Origin of the sequence: Belnapia moabensis DSM 16746, assembly GCF_000745835.1 — a bacterium.
GTDB classification, from domain to species: domain Bacteria; phylum Pseudomonadota; class Alphaproteobacteria; order Acetobacterales; family Acetobacteraceae; genus Belnapia; species Belnapia moabensis.
This window is the reverse complement of sequence record NZ_JQKB01000009.1, coordinates 145,495-163,509: the sequence shown is the minus strand read 5'-3', so window position 1 is coordinate 163,509 and position 18,015 is coordinate 145,495. Positions and strand designations below refer to the sequence as shown.

Annotated in this window: 16 protein-coding genes; 8 read left to right on the top strand and 8 right to left on the bottom strand. The window is 72.5% G+C overall.

Annotated features, from left to right (window positions below):
* The coding region (locus EP26_RS36195) for a hypothetical protein (RefSeq protein WP_043337731.1) at window positions 1–260 on the top strand (260 nt) is incomplete at its 5' end.
* 35 nt (window positions 261–295) lie between these two features.
* Here the strand turns inward: EP26_RS36195 and EP26_RS08420 are convergent.
* The 3 genes from EP26_RS08420 to EP26_RS08410 all read right to left on the bottom strand — a co-directional run bounded on the left by EP26_RS08420 (window position 296) and on the right by EP26_RS08410 (window position 3,708).
* Window positions 296–1,078, bottom strand: coding sequence for a winged helix-turn-helix domain-containing protein (locus tag EP26_RS08420; protein ID WP_211259399.1), 783 nt, complete (start codon window positions 1,076–1,078; stop codon window positions 296–298).
* Window positions 1,079–1,166: 88 nt separating this feature from the next.
* Window positions 1,167–2,786, bottom strand: coding sequence for a GMC family oxidoreductase (locus EP26_RS08415; protein ID WP_245624329.1), 1,620 nt, complete (start codon window positions 2,784–2,786; stop codon window positions 1,167–1,169).
* Between the two features lie 124 nt (window positions 2,787–2,910).
* Window positions 2,911–3,708: an alpha/beta fold hydrolase gene (locus EP26_RS08410; RefSeq protein ID WP_043337729.1), complete on the bottom strand. Its 798-nt coding sequence runs from the start codon at window positions 3,706–3,708 to the stop codon at window positions 2,911–2,913.
* Window positions 3,709–4,058: 350 nt separating this feature from the next.
* Here EP26_RS08410 and EP26_RS08405 point away from each other — a divergent pair, with 350 nt between their 5' ends.
* The 7 genes from EP26_RS08405 to EP26_RS08375 all read left to right on the top strand — a co-directional run bounded on the left by EP26_RS08405 (window position 4,059) and on the right by EP26_RS08375 (window position 12,788).
* Complete coding sequence (locus tag EP26_RS08405) at window positions 4,059–6,647, top strand: ATP-binding protein (protein ID WP_052388947.1); 2,589 nt, start codon at window positions 4,059–4,061, stop codon at window positions 6,645–6,647.
* 208 nt (window positions 6,648–6,855) lie between these two features.
* Complete coding sequence (locus EP26_RS08400; RefSeq protein WP_043337728.1) at window positions 6,856–7,101, top strand: DUF1127 domain-containing protein; 246 nt, start codon at window positions 6,856–6,858, stop codon at window positions 7,099–7,101.
* A 5-nt stretch (window positions 7,102–7,106) separates the two neighbouring features.
* Window positions 7,107–7,985 carry an alpha/beta fold hydrolase gene (locus EP26_RS08395; protein WP_084112394.1) on the top strand — a complete coding sequence of 293 codons (879 nt, stop codon included), beginning with the start codon at window positions 7,107–7,109 and terminating at the stop codon, window positions 7,983–7,985.
* Between the two features lie 195 nt (window positions 7,986–8,180).
* Entirely contained in the window at window positions 8,181–8,933 is a 753-nt protein-coding gene (locus EP26_RS08390) for a response regulator (protein WP_052388946.1), read from the top strand.
* The gene (locus EP26_RS08385; RefSeq protein ID WP_084112393.1) at window positions 8,930–9,868 is read left to right on the top strand and encodes a cytochrome-c peroxidase; all 939 of its coding nucleotides are present in this window, start codon (window positions 8,930–8,932) and stop codon (window positions 9,866–9,868) included. The genes EP26_RS08390 and EP26_RS08385 overlap by 4 nt, the downstream gene beginning before the upstream one ends.
* On the top strand, window positions 9,865–12,243 hold the full coding sequence (locus tag EP26_RS08380; protein ID WP_052388945.1) for a two-component system VirA-like sensor kinase: 2,379 nt from the start codon (window positions 9,865–9,867) through the stop codon (window positions 12,241–12,243). Before EP26_RS08385 ends, EP26_RS08380 begins: the two co-directional genes overlap by 4 nt.
* A 77-nt stretch (window positions 12,244–12,320) precedes the next feature.
* A complete protein-coding gene (locus EP26_RS08375) occupies window positions 12,321–12,788 on the top strand; it encodes a hypothetical protein (RefSeq protein WP_043337727.1) in 468 nt (155 codons plus the stop codon).
* Window positions 12,789–12,846: 58 nt separating this feature from the next.
* On the opposite strand, the gene EP26_RS08370 is transcribed toward EP26_RS08375, so the two are convergent.
* The 5 genes from EP26_RS08370 to EP26_RS08350 form a co-directional block, all read right to left on the bottom strand.
* On the bottom strand, window positions 12,847–13,662 hold the full coding sequence (locus EP26_RS08370) for a glutathione S-transferase family protein (RefSeq protein WP_052388944.1): 816 nt from the start codon (window positions 13,660–13,662) through the stop codon (window positions 12,847–12,849).
* A gap of 64 nt (window positions 13,663–13,726) precedes the next feature.
* Entirely contained in the window at window positions 13,727–14,296 is a 570-nt protein-coding gene (locus EP26_RS08365; RefSeq protein ID WP_043337725.1) for a PqiC family protein, read from the bottom strand.
* Window positions 14,296–15,984 (bottom strand): PqiB family protein, encoded by a 1,689-nt coding sequence (locus tag EP26_RS08360; protein ID WP_043337724.1) that lies wholly within the window; start codon window positions 15,982–15,984, stop codon window positions 14,296–14,298. Before EP26_RS08360 ends, EP26_RS08365 begins: the two co-directional genes overlap by 1 nt.
* On the bottom strand, window positions 15,981–17,228 hold the full coding sequence (locus EP26_RS08355) for a paraquat-inducible protein A (RefSeq protein ID WP_157033446.1): 1,248 nt from the start codon (window positions 17,226–17,228) through the stop codon (window positions 15,981–15,983). Before EP26_RS08355 ends, EP26_RS08360 begins: the two co-directional genes overlap by 4 nt.
* 187 nt (window positions 17,229–17,415) lie before the next feature.
* Window positions 17,416–17,991, bottom strand: a complete 576-nt coding sequence (locus tag EP26_RS08350) for a DUF1349 domain-containing protein (RefSeq protein ID WP_043337723.1) — start codon at window positions 17,989–17,991, stop codon at window positions 17,416–17,418.
* Window positions 17,992–18,015: the final 24 nt, after the last annotated feature.

The following is an 18,015-nucleotide window of genomic DNA, read 5'->3' as shown; positions in this document are numbered from 1 at the left end:
GCACCACGCCCGCGCTGTTCGCCCTGTTCTCACTCGTGACGCTGTGGGCCAACCAACTCGCCGCCGAGCGTGGACCGCTGGTCGAGTGTGTGCGCTGGTACCGCAAGTCGCTACCAACCTTCAGCGACGCTCTCGTGCTGGTGCGCCGCGAGCTCTGGCGCGCGCAGTTTTCTGCTACCTCGCCGCTGGCCGGGACAGCACAGAATGTCTCAGCCGATCTCATCGAGCGATTGCTGCTCATCGTCTGCCGCCCGCCATGATGGCACGCGAGCGTCACGGCACGTGCAAAGCCAAGCTAAGGAAGCGTCTCCACCGACGCGTCCAGCATGTAGCCCCTGCCGCGGCCGGTCCTGATCATCTGCGGCGCGGCGGGATCGGCCTCGATCTTGCGGCGCAGGCGCAGCACCTGCGCGTCGATCGTACGGTCATGGATGTCCTCATGGGCTCGCGTCGCCCGCATGAGCTGCGCGCGGGCGAGCGGCCGGCGCGGCGTTTCGAGCAGCGCCACCAGCAACGCATACTCGGTCTTGGTGACATACACTGTCTGGCCCGCCGGGTTCTTCAGCGTCCTGGTGCGCTGGTCCAGTACCCAGCCATCGAAGCGGTAGCCGCCTCGGGGGCCGGCCGCGACGGCGCGGCGCCCCGCCTCCTGCCTGCGCAAGGTCGCACGCATGCGCGCGATCAGCTCGCGGAGGTTCAGCGGCGCACGAAGCACGTCGTCGGCGCCGAGTTCGAGGCAGACGATCCTGTCGAGGTCGTTGCAGATCTGCCCCGCGACCAGGATGACGGGCACCTCCGAGCGTGCCCGAATCTGCCGCAGAAGCTCGACCCCGTCACCGTGCGTGGCGCGGACATCCACCACCACGAAGCTGAACGAGGCCCGCTCGAGACGCCGCGCCAGGTCGTTGCCGGTGGTGCCGACGGCGGGGAACTGGCGGTCGGCCAAGTAGCGCAGCAGGATGCCGCGGCTTTCGGGATTGTCGTCGACCACGAGGACGCGGCCATGAGCGGCACTGCCCTGACCTGAGAGCTGCGGGCATGGCCCGATCTTCGCAAGATGGCTCATCGCATCCGGCATGTTGCGTGTGAACAGAGTGGAGGCTGGCCGCCTCACCGCGGTCCGACCGAAGCCGTCGCGACAAGGCGGCCGCCGCCCCGTCCGGCGGCTACATCCCGTGCGCCTGGCGGATCATCGCCGCGGCGCGCTCGCCGATGATCGCGCAGGGCGCCTGGGTGTTGCCGGTCGTCACGCGCGGCATGATCGAGCCATCCGCCACCCGCAGGCGCTCCAGGCCATGGACCTTGAGCGCACCGTCCACGACCGCCATGGCGTCCCGCCCCATCCTGGCCGTGCCGCTCTGGTGCCAATAGGTGACGGCAGCATCTCGGATGTACTCGTCGAGCGCCTCGCCCTTCAGCTCGCCCGGCATGACCTCGCCGCGCACGAAAGGACGGAAGGCGCGCGCATTGCCCAGCGCTCGGCAAAGCTCGACACAGGCCCGCGCCGTCGCCATGTCGGCCGGGTCGGAGAGAAAGTTCGCCTCGACGGCGAGCGGCACCGCGGGGTCGGCGGTCCGCAGGCAAAGGCGCCCGCGGCTGGCGGGCTGCGCGAGCCCCGCGAACATCGTCCACCCATGCGCGGGCACGCCCCGTGCCGCGGTGCGGTCGCTCGGCACGGGGAATTCGACCTGGCAGAACAGCAGGTCCGGCGCCTCGAGCCCGGGCCGGCTTTTCCAGTACAGCGTCGCCTCGCTGCCGCTGTTCCGCGGCGCGATCGGCTCGGCATACTCCCAGGTACAGCCGAAGGAGACGTGGTCCTGGAAGTTCCGGCCGACGCCCGGCAGATGCTGCAGCAACGGGATGCCGACGCGCGCAAGATCCTCCCGGTCGCCGATGCCCGAATGCATCAGCACCTTCGGCGTCTGGATCGCGCCGAGCGACAGCACCACCTCGGTGCCGGCGCCGACCGTCGTCACCCGGCCGTCGCGCAGGAACTCGACGCCCGTCGCGCGGCGGCCGTCAAACATCACCCGACGGACGAGGGCGCCGGTCAGCACGGTCAGGTTGGGCCGGTCGAGCCAGGGCCGGACATAGGCGCGGAACAGCGAGTGGCGGCGACCATGGCGGACCAGCAGGTCGCTGATGGCGGCCCCGCCCTCGCCCTCCATCATGCGCCCGTTCGGATGCGCAAAGCTGGGGATGCCGATCTCGCCCGCGGCCTTCAGCATCGCGGTGGCGATCGGGCTTGGGTCGGCCGCGGGCTGCACCCAGACGGGCCCGCCCGTGCCGCGGTACTGCGGGTCGGGCGCGCCCTGCCAGTCCTCGATGCGGCGATAGGTATCGAGGACATTCTCGTAGCCCCAGCCCGGATCGCCCGATTCGGCGGCGAAGAAGTCCCAGTCGCTACGATGGCCGCGTGCCCAGACCGCCACGTTGATGCTGGAACCGCCGCCGAGGCCCTTGCCCATGGAAAGCGGAAGCTGCCGCCCGTTCAGGTGCGGGTTCGGCTCCGCCTGGAAGCCCCAGTCCCGCTCGCTGCCGAGGTTGGTCGGCCACAGCGCCGGGTCCAGCACCGCCTCGGCCTCGTCGCTGCCTCCGGCCTCGAGCAGCAGCACCTGGACCTCCGGGTTCTCCGCCAGCCGCCGCGCGACGACCGAGCCGGAGGCACCGGCGCCGCAGACCACGATGTCGTAGCGGGATTGCAGCCGCGCCGAGAGCTGCGCCTGGTTGTCACGCGCCCGCATGGCGAAGTCGCGCTCCTCGGGAGAGGCGGTATCGTTCATCATCGGAATGTCCTCTTGCATCGAATGAGGCCGCCCGAACGGGCACGAACCCGTCGGCGCGACCTGTCCAGACCGGCAGCCGGTCCCGCGGCCGGGCGGCTGCCGTGTCTAATGGGTGCCGGGGTGGTCAGCGGCGCGTACGGGGCGCTTCGCGCGCAGCCTCGTCGATGACGGCCGCGACGACCTTGGGCTGGGTCATGAAGACCGCATGGCTGGCCGCGACCTCGGTGACCTTGGCGCCGATGCGGCTCGCCATGTGGCGCAGCATGCGCTGGTCGAAGGCCTTGTCGTCGGTGGCGATCACCGCCCAGCTCGGCCGGCTGCGCCAGGCGGCCTGCCCCAGCTTCGTGCCGAAGGCCGCCATGGCGATCGGCACCTGGGAGTCGCGCATGAAGGCCGCGTCGGCGTCGCTGGCATCCGCCGCGAAGCCGGCTTTGAACGCCTCCGCCTTCACGAAGCCGAAGCCGTCGGCACCGGTGTCGAGGACAAATTCGGGCGGCGTGACGAAGCCCTGGTATTGCTGCGCGGTGGTCTCGCCGGCGTCGGGCGACAGAGCGGAGACATAGACGAGGCCGGCGACCTTCGGATGCACGCCCGCCTCGGTGATCACGGTGCCGCCCCAGCTATGGCCGACGAGGATGGCCGGCCCGTCCTGGCGGTCCAGGATGCGGCGCGTGGCGGCGACGTCGTCGGCGAGCGAGGTGAGCGGGTTCTGGACGATGCTGACGCGATAGCCGCGGCCGGTCAGCTCGTCATACACGCCGCGCCAGCCGGAGCCGTCGGCGAAGGCGCCGTGCACGAGCACGACGTTCCGGACGGGCTGGGGGCTCGGGGCCGGGCCGGAGGGCTGCGCCTGGGCGGCGGTCGCGGCGGCGATGGTGGCGGCGGCGGCCGAGACGACGATATCGCGACGAGTGGCGGACATGACGAGGTTCCTTTCGGAGGAAGCGGGAGGCGGGCGGTCAGCGACGGCCATGGCCAGGATCGCGCTCCGGCGGCCCGGAATCCTTGTCGGGTCGCCAAAAAGATCCAAAATTTCCGAGCCTTCGGAGACCTGCGCGCGTACCGCGCCGGGCTGTCCGCAGCGGGGCGCGGCCGCGTCGCGGCGGCCACACGGGGTGCATCCAGGGCGTGCCCCACCCCTTCCGCCCCAAGGGGTGGGGTGGGTCGGCCGGGCCCGCCGGGGTAGTCTGCCCCGCATCGGGATGATGGCGGCCAGCGGGCGGCAGCGCCGAGCGAATATATCCAAATTTTTCCTAAGGGAGGCGCGTCACCATGGCCGAGACCGCGAAAGCCTTCGCCTTCGGGCCCTTTCGCCTCGTCCCCGACCGCCGCATCCTGGCCGCCGAGGGACGGGAGGTCCCGGTCCGCGGGCGCGCCTTCGACCTGCTCCTCGCCCTGGTCGAGCGCCGCGACCGCGTCGTCCCGAAGGATGAGCTCATGGAGCTGGTCTGGCCCGGCCGTGTCGTCGAGGAGGGCAACCTGACCGTCCATGTCGCCGGCCTGCGCAAGCTTCTCGGCAGCGGCATCATCGCCACGCTGTCCGGGCGGGGGTACCGCTTCGTCGCGCCCGTGACCGAGAGCCCGGCCGAGGACGGGCCGCAGCCCTGTCTAGCCCCGTCCCCCCTACCCCCGGCCCGGGCGGAGACGCCGGGTCCGGCGGGCGCCGCGCCCTGGCCGGGGGACCTGCCCCGGCCGCTGACGAAGCTCATCGGCCGCGACGGCGACCTCGACCGGGTGGCGGCGCATCTCGGCGAATCGCGCCTCATCACGGTCGTGGGGGCGGGCGGCGTCGGCAAGACACGGCTCGCCCTGGCCGCCGCCGACCGCATCCGCCGCTCCGACGCCGAGAGCGCCTGGTTCGCCGATCTCGGCCCGGTGGAGGAGCCACGGCTCGTCCTTGCGACAATCGCCGCCGCCCTGGGCGTCGAGGTCGGCGGCGGCGAGGCACTCCGCGTCGTGATCGCGGCGCTGGCCGCCAGGCGGGGGCTCCTGGTGCTCGACGGCTGCGAGCATCTGCTCCAGGCCGCCGCCGACGCCGCCGAGGCGATCCTGCGAAGCTGCCCCGGCATCGTCATCCTGGCGACCAGCCGCGAGCCGCTGCGCGCCGAGGGCGAGCGGCTGCACCGGCTGCAGCCCCTGGACGCGGCGCCCCCCGATTCTCCCATCACCGCCACGCGGCTGGCGGAGTATCCCGCCAGCGAGCTGTTCGTCGAGCGCGCCCGCGCGGCGCTCGGCGAGTTCATGCCGGGCGATGCCGATGCGCGCGAGATCATGCGGATCTGCCAGCGCCTGGACGGCATCCCGCTCGCCATCGAGCTAGCCGCCCCGGCCTTGAAGGCGATGACCCTGGCGGAGCTGCGCCAGAGGCTGGAGCGCCATTTCGAGTTGCTCATCGCCGGGCGACGCACCGTGCTGGCACGGCAGCAGACGCTCCGCGCCACCATCGGCTGGAGCCTCGACCGGCTCGAGCCGCTGGAGCGCGCGCTGCTGCTGCGGCTGTCCGTCGTCACCGGCACCTGGACGGCGAGCTCCGCCGCCTTCCTGGCGGGTTGCGCCTCGGGCGAGGACGCGGTCTGCGGCCTGATCGCGTCCCTGGTGGACAAGTCGCTCGTGCAGGCGGACCTGACAGGAATGCAGGCCCGCTACCGCCTGCTGGACTCGACGCGCTACTACGCCGCCGAGCGCCTCTCCGCGGCCGAGCTGGCCGAGGCGCGGCGCAGCCTGGCACGGTGGCTGGTAAAGGCCTACGAACGGGCGGAGGCGGACTGGCCCTTCATATCCGACGAGGAGTGGGTCGCCCTCTACGCGCCCGAGATCGAGAACCTGCGGGCGGGGCTCGCCTGGGCCTTCGGGCCGGATGGCGACGAACGCCTCGGCCTGGAGCTGGCGAGCCATACCGAACATGTCTGGGCCGAGCTCTCCCTGACCGGCGAGCTGCAAAGCTGGTTCGACCTCGCGATCTCCCGGATCGACGAGGCGACGCCACCCGACATCGCCGGCCGGCTATGGCTCGGCCGCTGCGGATGGGTCGCGCCGAGGGGAGCCCAGGCGCTCGAGGCCGCGCGCCGGGCGGTCGCGCTGTTCCGTGCCGCAGGAAGCCGGATCGACCTTGGGCGCGCGCTGTGGCGCCAGGCCTGGCAGCACACCCTTGCCGGCGATCTCGCCGCCGCCGGCCCCCTGCTCGACGAGGCCGAGGACCTGCTGCGCGGCGAGAAGCCGAGCAGGGCGCTCGTCTCCTGCCTGAGGGCCCGCGCGGTCTTCCTCCTGCGCGACAACCGGCCCGCTGCGGCACGCGCGAAGCTGGAGGAGGCGCTCTCCCTCTCCCGGCGCCTCCGCGGCCTGCGGGATGTCGCCCTGACGCTGGGGAGCATGGCCGAACTCCACTGCGCAGCCGGCCGGATGGGCGAGGCCATCGCGGTCGCGCAGGAGGCACTGGCCTCCCTCAGCCCGGCGCAGACGTTCTTCCCCTGGGTGCAACACATCGCCGGGGCCGTGGCCTCCTACCGGCTTGCGGAGGGCGACATCGACGGCGCGCGCCCCATCATCGTCGAAAGACTGGCCGCTGCGCAGCTCATGGCGCTGCCGCATGAGGTGGCCGCCAATCTCGAGAGGCTGGCGCTGATCGCGGCAGTCGAGGGCAGCCTGGACACGGCAGGGCGGCTCTTCGGCTATGTGCAGTCCTGTCACGCGCAACGGGGCATCCTGCGCAGCTTCGGCTCGCAGGCCGTGCATGACCGGCTGGTGGCGGTCCTGCGCCAACGCCTGACCCCGGAGGAGCTCGAACGGCTGACGACGAACGGCGCGGCCCTCGGCGAGGAAGCGGCGGTGGCGGAAGCCTTCGTCATCGCGTCTCGGCGGTGACGCGGCAGGCCCGCGCCTCGCGCCGGGGGATGCAGCTCGGCCCGCGGCGCCGCGCCGTGGCCCCGACACCTCCCGGCATCTGCGGCGGCGCCCCGCCGCACGCCATGTTTCAGCCGTAGCCGAAGCAGCCGCTTCGGACATCCGCATGTGACGCGGCGCGGCGATGCCTTCGCCACGCGCCCCGAGGGCGCAGAACGGAGGTACCCTCATGCACATCCCGCATCGCCGGTCGTGGCACACCATGCCCGGCCTGGCGTCGTCCACCCAACTCCCCCCGAGCGGCACGGGGCTGCTGCAGCGCCTGCTACGGCAGCTTCGGCTCCGGGCCTTGCGATGGCACCGCACCCACCTCGCGGAGGCGGAACTCGCCATGATGGACGACCGCATGCTGGCCGATATCGGCGTCTCGCGCTGCGACGTGGAGCGGCGCGCGCGGCTTGGCCGGGGGGCGTGACGGCCATGCAACCGGCATCGTCCATCCCCGGCACCACGCCGGCCCTCGCCGAGCGCCACCACCTCATCGAGGTGGACGGCTCACCCATGCATGTCCTCGACGCCGGAAGCGGCGAGGTGCTGCTGCTGGGCCACAGCTATCTCTGGGACGCCGAGATGTGGCGCCCGCAGCTCGCGGCGCTGGCACGGCACCACCGCGTCATCGTGCCCGAACTCTGGGGCCATGGCGGGTCCGGCCGCCTGCCGGAGTCCACGCGCGACCTGGCCGGCCTCGCGCGCCAGCACCTCGCGTTGATGGATGCGCTGGGCATCGAGCGCTTCGCCGTCTGCGGCCTTTCGGTCGGCGGCATGTGGGCCTTCGAGCTGGCCTGCCTCGCACCGCATCGCGTCCGGGCGATGGCCTTGCTCGACACCTCCATCGGCGCGGAGCCGGAGCCGGCGCGCTTGCGCTTCTTCGGCATGCTCGACACGGTGGCGCGCGCGGGCACGCTGCCGCCGCCCGTGCTGGACGCCGTCGTGCCGATGTTCTTCGCGCCCGACATCGTCTCGCGCCGCCCGGACCTGCCGGTGCGCTTCCGCGCCGCGCTGCAGGCCTGGCCGCGCGAACGGCTGCTGGACAGCGTGGTGCCGCTCGGCCGCATCATCTTCGGCCGCCGCGATGCCCTGGCCGAGGCGCCCCGGCTGCGCATGCCCCGCATCGTGCTGCATGGCGCGGCCGACATCCCGCGGAGCGCGGAGGAAGCCGAACGCATGGCGGGCGCGCTCGGCTGCCCGCTGATCCTGCTGCCCGGCGTCGGCCACATCGCATCGCTGGAAGCGCCGGAGCTGGTGACGGATCATCTGCTCGCCTTCCTGCGGAGGGCGGGACTGAGCGACCCGGGCTGACGCCGTTCGTAGGGGGCTTGCGCGCCACGCAGGCCTCCCTTGCCTTCGACGCACGCCCATGAGGCGAAGGTTGATGACAGATGCAACCAACGCGCCGGCGCCGCGACATCGACCGGCAACACGGGCGCCCTACATGCCGTCTCCGCCGCTCATGGCGGCCCAGACAATGACAGGACGACGCCCGGTAGCGCAACGATGCTGGAGATATTCAAAGGCCATCCCACGACCACCGAAACCGCCTTCCCCTCGCCGAGGGTCCTCGTCGTGGACGACGACCCCGACATGCGCCGCATGATCGTGGAGTTCCTGTCCGGCAACGGCCTGCAGGCGACAGGCGCGATCGAGCGGTCGGAGGTGGGGCGCCAGCTCGCACGCGACGACCTCGCGCTCGTGGTCCTCGACCTGCGCCTCGGCGCGCTGAGCGGGCTCGACCTGCTGCGCGAGATCCGCACGCGGTCCGACCTCCCTGTCATCATCGTCACCGGCGAGCGGCGCGACGAGGTGGACCGCGTCATCGGCCTGGAGCTCGGCGCCGACGACTACCTCACCAAGCCCTTCAGCCCGCGTGAGCTGCTCGCGCGCATCCGCGCCGTGCTGCGCCGCCAGGCCGGCCAGCCCGGCCCGCGGCGCACGCCGATCCGGTATCGCTTCGAGGGCTGGACGCTGGACGGCCGCCTGCGCCGCCTGACGGCCCCCGACGCGGCGGAGGTGCGCCTCACCAAGAGCGAGTTCGCGCTGCTCTGGGCCTTCCTCGGCACGCCCGGCCGGCCGCTCTCGCGCGAGACCCTCCTGCAGGCAACGCGGATGCATGAGGACGTGTTCGACCGCAGCATCGACGTGCAGGTACTGCGGCTGCGCCGCAAGCTCGATGCCGGCCGCGCGACGAGCATGATCCGCACTGAACGCGGCATCGGCTACGTCTTCGACGTGCCCGTCGAGCGCCTATGAGGTGGGCCGCGCTGCTGCTCTCCGGCATCCTGGTCCTCCGCGGCCCGGCGCCGCAAGGCGGAATGCCGCCCCTTGTCGCCGCCGCAGCGGAGCTTCAGCACCCGATCGGCATCCTGCCGCCGCCGCCCGCCCTCGACGAGCGCCGGCGGGCGCTGGGCGAGCGCCTCTTCGCCGATCCGCGCCTGTCCGGTGACGGCTCACGCGCCTGCGCCTCCTGCCACGACCTCCGGACCAACGGCGCCACGTCGCGCCGGCGCGATACCGGCCTGGACGGGCTGGACCTGCCGCTCAACACCGTCACGGTGTTCAACGCCTCGCTCAACTTCCGCCTCGGCTGGGAGGGGCGCGCGCGCAGCCTGGCCGCGCAGATCGAGGCCCTGCTGCGCAACCCTGCAATCATGGGCGCGCGCCCCGAGCTCGTGCTGGCGCGTCTCTCGGCCGACCCGTCCACCGTCGCGGCCTTCCGCGAAGCCTATGGCCGCCCGCCGGACGGGGAGGCGCTGCTCGACGCGCTCGCCACCTTCCAGCGCAGCCTCGTCACGCCGGGCAGCCGCTTCGACCGGTGGCTCGCCGGCGAGGCCGGGGCCATCACACCGGAGGAACAGGCAGGCTACGCGCTGTTCCGCGGCATCGGCTGCGTCGCCTGCCACCAGGGGGCCAATGTCGGCGGCAACCTCTTCCAGCGGCACGGCATATTCCACGCGCTGGCGGCGCCCGAGCCGCAGGTGCTGCGCGTCCCGAGCCTGCGCAACGTCGCCGTCACCGCACCCTATTTCCATGACGGCAGCGCCGCTACGCTCGAGGAGGCGGTGCGCGGCATGGGGTTCGCCCAGCTCAACCTCGTGCTGGACGATGCGCAGATCGCCTCCATCGTCGCCTTCCTGCGCACCCTCACCGGCAGCTATCGCGGCACGCCGCTCACCCCGCCGCCATGAAGCCCGGCCTCCTGGCCGGGGTGCCGACGGCCCTGCTGCTGCTCACCTGGTTTCTCCTGCGCGGCTTCGCCGTCGATGAGCGCCCCTTCGAGACGACCATGCAGCTGTTGGACGAGATCGAGCTGGCCGAGAGCGCGATCCGGCGCGACCTGCTCTCCGCCCGCGCCGGCCTGCTGCGGGACTACGACCCGCTGGTCCGCGCAGGGCACCGGATCGAGGCCGCGCTCGCAGGACTCGGCGGCATCGCCACGCCCGGGCAATTGGCCCGGCTGGAAGCTTGGCACGCCCGGCAGGAGGCGCTGGTCGAGGCGACCAAGAGCGCCAACGCGCTGCTGCAGAACTCGCTGGCGCAATTCGGCCGCCTGACCGTCCGCCTCTCGGCCCCGCCGAATGGCGGCGTGCCGCTGGCAGGCGCGGGCCGGCTCGGCTCCGCGATCCTGAACCTTACCCTCGACACCTCGGCGCCGGTGGTGGTGGAGGTGCGGCGCGGCCTGGCGGATATCCATCGGCAGACCCTGCCGGAGAGCGATGTCGCCCCCGCCGCCGCACTGCTGGCGCATGGCTGGATGCTGCACGACCTGCTGCCGCGGGTGGACGGGCTCCTGCGCGAGTCCCAGGCCGATGCGGGCGGTCCGATCCGGCAGGCCATCGCCGCCGAGGTCACGGCCCGCCGCGAAGCAGCGGAAGCGGCGGCGCGGCGCTACCGGCTGCTGCTCTTTGCCAGCGCGGTGCTGCTGCTGGGCGGCCTGCTGGCGCTCGGCCTGCGGCTCCGCACCCGGTCGCTCGCGATGCGGCGCCACGCCGCCTTCGAGCACATGCTGGCCCGCCTCTCCGCCCGGCTGATCGGGACCAGTCCGGCCGGGATGGAGGCCGGGCTGGATCATGCGCTGGAGGAGATCGCCCGGCGCCTGGGCGCACAGCGTGCCTATCTGGTGATGGCGGGCGAGCCGCCCTTCGCGCGCCTCTGGCCCGCCGATGGCGCAGCGCTGCCGGAGGCCTGGACGGAGGCCGTGCTCGCCCTCGCAGGCCGGCACCCGCCCTCCCCGACGGGAACGCTGCGGCTGCGCCCCGGCCATCCTGGATTACGCGACCTGCCCGGCGAGGCACATGGCTGGATCGCGGCCGTGCGCCGGACGGAGCATGGCGCCGCCGCGCTGCTCGGCTGCGATCTCACCCGCCCCGGCCACATGCCTTCGGAGCAGGAGGTCGCCTCCCTCGGCCTGGCCCTCGACGCCCTCCTCAACCTGGTCACGCGCAGCTGCCTGGAGGCGGAGCGGGCGCAGCTGGCCGCGCGCGAGGCGCAGTCGCGGCAGATGCAGATGCTCGGAACCTTCGCCAGCGGCATCGCGCACAACGTCAACAACATCATCGGCGCGATCATCGGCTTTGCCGAGATGGCGCAGGCCGATCCCTCCAGCGCACGCATCACCGACATCCGCCGCGCCGCCGAACGCGCCCGGGACCTCGCCTCCGACATCCTGGCCTTCGGCGGCCCGCAGCCCGCGCCGGCGGGCGAGGTGGATGCCGGCGCCCTCCTGGTGGAGACGGAGGCGCTGCTGCACGCCATGCTCCCGGCCGGCGTGTCGCTGACCATCGCGCACCTGCCAGATGCCGCAATGATTCGCGGCGATGCGACGCGGCTGCAACAGGTCGTGGTCAATCTCTGCCGCAATGCCGCACAGGCGATGGATGGCGGCGGCGAGGTGACAATCGAGGTGGAGGCGCGCGGCCTGCAGGCGAAGCTCCCGCTCCGTCTCGGCGAGCTGCGACCCGACCACTACGTCGTGGTGCGCGTGCGCGACACCGGCCCGGGCATGGATGCGGCGACGCTCGCCCGCATCTTCGAGCCCTTCTTCACCACTCGCCAGGCCGGGCATGGCCTCGGCCTCGCAACCGTCGGGGAGATCGTGCTGGCGCATGGCGGCGGCATCAACGTGCGGAGCGCCCCGGGGCAGGGAAGCCTCTTCGAGGTCTGGCTGCCGCGTGCCACCGCGGCGGAGGCCACCCGGCGCGAGCTGCCGCGCGGCGAGGGCGAGGTGGTGCTGCTGCTGCACGACGACAGCCGCCTGCCGTGGGAGGAGGAGCTGCTCGCCGCGCTCGGCTTCGAGCCGCAGGGCTTCCGCGACGCCTCTGCCGCCCTGGCCGCGCTGCGGGCCGCGCCGCACCGCTTCGATGCCGCGCTGCTGCTGGAATGCAGCCCCGATCTCGCCAGGGCGATCCGTCGCGCGGCACCCGGTCTGCCGGTCATCTTCGCAGGCGCGACGCCGATGCCCAGCTTCGATGCCATCGGCTGGCCACTGCGGACGGATGAGCTGGCCGAAGCCTTGCGCCGCCGCCTTCGACGGCCCGCCCCGGACATGGCGTTACAGCGGTAGCCGAACGCCGTCCGTTCGACATCGGCCTGTCGCGCGCCGCGCCCAGTCTGCCTCCGTCAACCACGACGAAGGTCATCATGCACGACACCGCCCGCCGCGCCGCAGCTCCCACCTTCCCCACCGGAACCGCATCCGCCCGCCGCGCCCCCCTTGGCGTCCTGGCCGCCCTCTGCCTCGGCATGCTGCCGGCTTTTTCGGTGGCGCAGCCTCGTTATCCCAGCATCGTCGGATCGGGCGAGGACCGCACCATCGACTACGGTCCGGGTCCGCACGGCAATGTCGTCGGCGGCGGCCATGTCGCCGTCAGCGGAGGCGGCGAGGACACCAGGCTCATCCTCCTCCATCCGCGGTCCGGCCAGGCGCCACGCCTTGGAATGGTGCCGGTGATCGTCGCAGGCGGCGAGCACGCAACGACGGTCTGGGTGCCGGCGGACACCGGCCGGCTGGGGCAGGCGCTGATCGGCGGTGACGGCTCCCTGCCCGCGGTTGCGCCGTCTGACACCCCGACCCGAAGCGCCTCGCGCACCGTCGGGCCGCGCACATAACCGGAAGAGTCAGCGGAAGGCATCCCCCCATGCCTTCCGCCACCCCATGGATGAGGCGCTAGCGCCCCGCGAATTCGGCATCCTTCTTCGGGATCAGGTCATAAGGCAGGCCGAAGCCCGGCAGCGCCGCCAGCCGCTCCGCCCAGGCCTGCAGCCGCGGCCAGCGCCCGATCTCGATCCCGCCTTCCGCCATGAAGACCATGCGCCCCCAGCAACCGATATCGGCGATGGACGGCGCCTCCTCCCCCACCAGCCAGTCCCGCCCATCGCCGAGGCTCCGCTCGACGACATCCAGCGCCGCCTCGGCCAGCGGCAGGAAATAGGCCATCACCGCAGGGTCCACGCTGCGGAAGCGGCGGTAATGCCGCACCTTGGCGATGTTGGTGATCGCATCCGCCTCCCAGGACAGCCAGGCCCGGGCGGCCCATCGCGCCTGCTCCGTCCGCCCCTCGAAATGCCCTGTCGCCCGCGCCAGGTAGTCGAGGATGACGTTGGACTGGATCACCGTCAGCCCGCGATGCCGCAGCGCCGGCACCTGCCCATAGGGGTTCAGCGCCAGATACTCCGGCGACTTCTGCAGCCCTGTCTTCAGGTTCACCGTGCGGAAGCCGAACCCCAGCCCGGACAAGGCGAGGAACAGCATCGGCTTGTAGCTCGAACTGCTGGTGAAGCTGCCGAACAGCACCGGCCGCTCGGGGTCCTCCGCCTCCGCCATGTTCACCATGCCGCGCCTCCCTGCCCCGGTTCCGCCGATCATCACCCCGCCGGGGGCGATCGGCCAGCCTTGGCAGCCCCCGGCGACGGTACCAAGCCCCGCGGCGAAGCGCTGCCGCCCCTCGATCCGCAGCGTCAGATGAAGCAGCGCCGCCAGCACCCGCCGGCCGCGTTTCCTCGGAAAGGTTCGGGTTTCGGCATGGTGAAGGGCCGCGGGCGCACCCTCAGCGCATGACGGCCAGCCCCGCCACGGTATCGGCCAGCTGCCCGAGCGCCGCGCTCATCGCCGCGACGATGTCCGGCATCCCCTCGCCCGCCAGCGGCACCTCCACGCGCTGCACCCGCGCCGCCCGCGTCGCCCCGCCCGGCGGACGGAGGGTGAATTGCGCGACCAGCACCACCACCGGCCCCGGCCCGGCCTCGAAGCGCTGGACCTGCGCTTCGACGATGAGCCCCGCCTCGCCCCGCAGCGAGCCCGTCTCGGTCAGCACCGTGCTGCCGGCGAGGCGCTGCATCAGGTCCTCCGCCAGCACCCGCGTCACCATGTCGCCGAAGGGCTCCGCCCAGCGTGCCCCGAGCGCCTCCAGCCGCGACTCCGCCACCGCCCGGATGATCTGCGAGCGGTCCAGGTAAGCCGGCACGCCGACCCGCCGCAGCTCGACCAGCCCCGGCCCCCAGGGGTGCGAAGCCCCCGGCACCGCCACCAGCCGGTACAGCTCCGGCTCGGGCGAGGCGCAGCCGGCCAGGATCGGCCCGGACAGCGCCAGCCCGGCCATCAGCATGCGACGGTTCATCACGGCCTGTTCCCCCCGCTGCGGCCGCGGATCAGCGCCTCCGGGTGCCGGTCGAGCAGGTCGGCGAGCTGCCGGACGGAGCGCGCCGCATCGCTCGCCTGGTCCAGCACCCGCGCCACCTGCCGGTTGATCTCGCTCTGCGCGCCATAGCCCCGCTCGATCGAGCTCATGGCGCTGGCCGCCCGCCCCACCGCCTGGTCGAGGTTGGAAGCGATCCCCGGCAACCGCCGCAGCAGCGGCGCCAGCCCCTCGTCGGCCCGGCGCAGCAGCCCCTGCGCCTGGTCCAGCACGCCGGCCAGCCCCTGCACCGCCCCGCGCAGCTCCGGGCTGCCGGTGATGGCGTTCACCGAGCCGAGGATGCCGTTCAAGTTCCGCCCGATCTCCTCGAAGGGGATCGCCTGCAGCTTCGCCGCGATCCCGCCGGCGCTCGCCAGCACGCTGTCCGCCCCCATGGTCGGCATGACGATCTCATCGCCCACCAGCCGCACCTCGTCCGGCGGCGCATCGGGGAAGAAGTCGAAGGCGATCACCACCTGCCCCGTCACGTAGCTCACCGTCTGCAGCCGCCCGCGCAGCCCGCTGGCGACCATCCGCCGGGCGAAGGCGATCACCTCGTCCTGGGAACGTCCCGCCCGGCCCGAGGGATAGGCGATGCGGTCCGGCTCGATGGCGATATGCACCGGCACGCGGAAGGTATCCGTCGCCTGGTCGTATTCGAGCGTCCGGTCGAGCACGCTGCCGATGCGCACGCCCCGCATCTCCACCGGCGTCCCCGGCGCGACCCCACGCACGGATTCGGCGAAGTAGAGCAGGAAGACCAGCCGGTCCTTGGTGGTGGCGGAGACCGCGGCCTCGAGGCTGTCATACAGTTCGAAGCGCGCCGAATCCGGCGCCGGCGGCTCGTCGCGCAGCTCGTGCGGCGTGTCGAAGGCGATGCCGCCGGCCAGCAGCGCGCGCAGGCTCTCCAGCTCCACCTTCACCCCCGCCCCGCCGAAGCCGATGCTCACGCCCGAGATGTTCCAGAAGCGCGAGCCCTCGCGCAGATAGCCGTCGAAGGGCGCGCGGATGAAGGCCTGGACCGTGACATTGCCGTCGATCCCCGGCGGATCGATGTCGAGGATCTCCCCCACCGTCACGTCGCGAAAGAAGACCGGCGAGCCGCGATCGAGCGAGCCGACCCGCCGCGCCAGCAGGGTGAAGACCCGGCCCGGCTCGTCCGAGCGCACGCCCGGCGGGTTCTCGAGCCCGGCGAAGTCGCGCTGCGTCGCCCCCTCCCCGCCCGGGTCGAATTCGATATAGGCGCCGGAGACGATGGTCTCGAGGCCCGAGACATTGCCCGCCGTCAGCCTTGGCCGCACCACCCAGAAGCGCGCCGCCTCGGTCAGCCGCGCCTCCACCGTCCGCGTCATCCGCAGCCGCACCTGCACCTGCTGCAGGTCGCCGGAGAGCTCGATGCCTTCTACCGTGCCGACCTGCACCGCCTTGTAGCGCACCTGGGTCTGCCCCGCCGTCAGCCCCGCCGCGTCGCGGAAGGTGACGGTGACGAGCGGCCCGCGGTCGGAATAGGTCTTCCAGCCGAGATAGCCGGCGATCAGGATCGCCGCCAGCGGCACCAGCCAAATCGGCGATATCCTGCGCCGGCGGCGCCGCAGCTCCGCCTCGGCCGCGCCGTCCTGCGCTCCGCTCATGGCTTGCGCTCCTCCGCCGCGTCCCACATCAGCCGCGGGTCGAAGGCCTCCGCCGCGAGGATGGTCAGCACCACGACCCCGGCGAAGCAGACGGCGCCCAGCCCGGCATTGATCGAGGCGACCGAGCCGAAGCGCACCAGCGCGATGAGCACCGAGACGACGAAGACATCGATCATCGACCACCGCCCGATCGCCTCGACCACGCGGTAGAGCCGCGTCTTGCCGATGAGCCCATGGTCGGAGCGCCGGTGGATGCCGAGCAGCATGATGGCGAGGCCGATCAGCTTCAGCAGCGGCACCGCGACGCTGGCGAGGAAGACGACGAGCGCCAGCGGCCAGAACCCGGCCTCGATGAACTCCCAGGTCCCGCCGAGGATGGTATGCGGCCCGCCGCGCCCGAAAGTGACGACATCCATCACGGGATAGGCATTGGCCGGCACGTAGAGCACCACCGCGGCGAGGATGAGCGCCCAGCTCCGCGCCACGCTGTTCGGCTTGCGCATGCGCATCGGCGCGTCGCAGCGCAGGCACCCATCGCCCGGCCGCGCCGGCACCACCAGCCGGCAGCAGTCGCAGCCGATCAGCCCGGCCTCCTCGGCCGGCCGCCGCCCGTGCGCCGGCACCGCCCCGCGCTCTTCCAGCGCCTCCCACACCCGGTCGGCATCGAGCCGGGCGTTCAGCGCCACCTGGGCGAGGGCCAGCGCCGCCAGCCCATAGGCCGCCGGCCCGATCTCCACCTGCGCCAGGTCGGCGAGCCGGGTGTAGGAGACGAGCACGCCGAAGAGGAACACTTCGATCATCGCCCATTGCGCCAGCCGCTCATGCCAGCGGAAGGGCTTGTAGAGCCAGCGCGGCGCCTCCCGCAGCCGGAGGCCGACCAGCACCGTCAGCAGCAGCAGCAGCCGCATCAGCGGCACCGCGACGAGCGTCAGCAGCACCAGCACGGAGAGGATGCCGTAGCCGTCCTGGAGGAAGGCGAAGGCCCCCGTCTCGACACGGCTGAAGCGCAGCTGCCCGAGCAGTTGCAGCCCGAGGAAGGGCATCGTCATCGTCACCGCATAGAGCACGAGCCCCGCCAGGCAGAGCGCCAGCGGCACCTCCAGCGAGTCCGCCGCATGCCGCCGGAGCACCGTCTCGCAGCGCGGGCAGCGCGCCTCCTCGCCGCGGCCGAGCGGGCCAATCCACACCATGTTGCCGCAGCCCTCGCATTCCCGGAGGGTCCGGGGCGCCTCGGTCGCCGTCACCACGCGGCCTGCGCCGGGGCGGGGAAGGTTTCGGGTCGGGGTCGAAGGCGCATCGCAATCAGCCTGGAGCAGGAGGAATCGGCAGGCGAACGGTTCGGAGCCGCAGGAGTTGCAAGCGCCGCCCTGCCTGAACCATTGGGTTACTATGCGCAACCGGATGTCGCTACCGTCACCTGCCGGCAAGGGATCAGGTGAGGTCGTGCAGGTCCCGCCCGAGCGGCGGCCCGAGCCGGAAATCGGTGAAGCGCACCTCGAGCCCCGCCCGCCCCGGCGTGCAGCACATCGGCCCGACGAGATAGGATTCGGCCCTCGGAAAGGGCGCCAGCCGCACCAGCCCCCAGCGCCGCCCATCCGCCGAGGCCTGCACCCGCACCACCCCCTCGGCCACCGTCAGCCGCAGGCGGACATCGCCGGGATCGCCGGCATAAGGCCCCGTCGCCCAGTCGGATCGCCCTACCGTCAGCACGCTCCCCAGCATCGCCTGCCCGTCGGAGAATTCGATCCCGGCCTTCAGCCAGTGCCCCTCGTCGAGCCGCAGCATGATCCCCGCCTGGTCGTAGAGCGCCTCATACCCGGCCCGCACCCTGACCTCCGCGGTGAAGTCCCCCGCGGTGGCGATGCCGAGGAAATGCCCGCTGTCCCTGGTGAAGCCGTAATGCGTCTCCCGCCAGAAATCCGTCGTCCGGCCGGTGACGACGCGCAGCCCGCCCGCCTCGAACCCCCACTCCGCCGGCTCGTTCAGCCAGCTGCCCCGCTCCAACATGGCCCCTCCCTTGCCGCCCGTCCC

Bases quoted from the DNA above. Each gene is read 5' to 3' on its own strand.
- EP26_RS08375 (WP_043337727.1), top strand. From the start codon at position 12,321: ATGCACGACACCGCCCGCCGCGCCGCAGCTCCCACCTTCCCCACCGGA.
- EP26_RS08415 (WP_245624329.1), bottom strand. From the start codon at position 2,786: ATGATGAACGATACCGCCTCTCCCGAGGAGCGCGACTTCGCCATGCGG.
- EP26_RS08390 (WP_052388946.1), top strand. From the start codon at position 8,181: ATGCTGGAGATATTCAAAGGCCATCCCACGACCACCGAAACCGCCTTC.
- EP26_RS08365 (WP_043337725.1), bottom strand. From the start codon at position 14,296: ATGAACCGTCGCATGCTGATGGCCGGGCTGGCGCTGTCCGGGCCGATC.
- EP26_RS08410 (WP_043337729.1), bottom strand. From the start codon at position 3,708: ATGTCCGCCACTCGTCGCGATATCGTCGTCTCGGCCGCCGCCGCCACC.
- EP26_RS08350 (WP_043337723.1), bottom strand. From the start codon at position 17,991: ATGTTGGAGCGGGGCAGCTGGCTGAACGAGCCGGCGGAGTGGGGGTTC.
- EP26_RS08420 (WP_211259399.1), bottom strand. From the start codon at position 1,078: ATGCCGGATGCGATGAGCCATCTTGCGAAGATCGGGCCATGCCCGCAG.
- EP26_RS08400 (WP_043337728.1), top strand. From the start codon at position 6,856: ATGCACATCCCGCATCGCCGGTCGTGGCACACCATGCCCGGCCTGGCG.
- EP26_RS08405 (WP_052388947.1), top strand. From the start codon at position 4,059: ATGGCCGAGACCGCGAAAGCCTTCGCCTTCGGGCCCTTTCGCCTCGTC.
- EP26_RS08385 (WP_084112393.1), top strand. From the start codon at position 8,930: ATGAGGTGGGCCGCGCTGCTGCTCTCCGGCATCCTGGTCCTCCGCGGC.
- EP26_RS08360 (WP_043337724.1), bottom strand. From the start codon at position 15,984: ATGAGCGGAGCGCAGGACGGCGCGGCCGAGGCGGAGCTGCGGCGCCGC.
- EP26_RS08380 (WP_052388945.1), top strand. From the start codon at position 9,865: ATGAAGCCCGGCCTCCTGGCCGGGGTGCCGACGGCCCTGCTGCTGCTC.
- EP26_RS08395 (WP_084112394.1), top strand. From the start codon at position 7,107: ATGCAACCGGCATCGTCCATCCCCGGCACCACGCCGGCCCTCGCCGAG.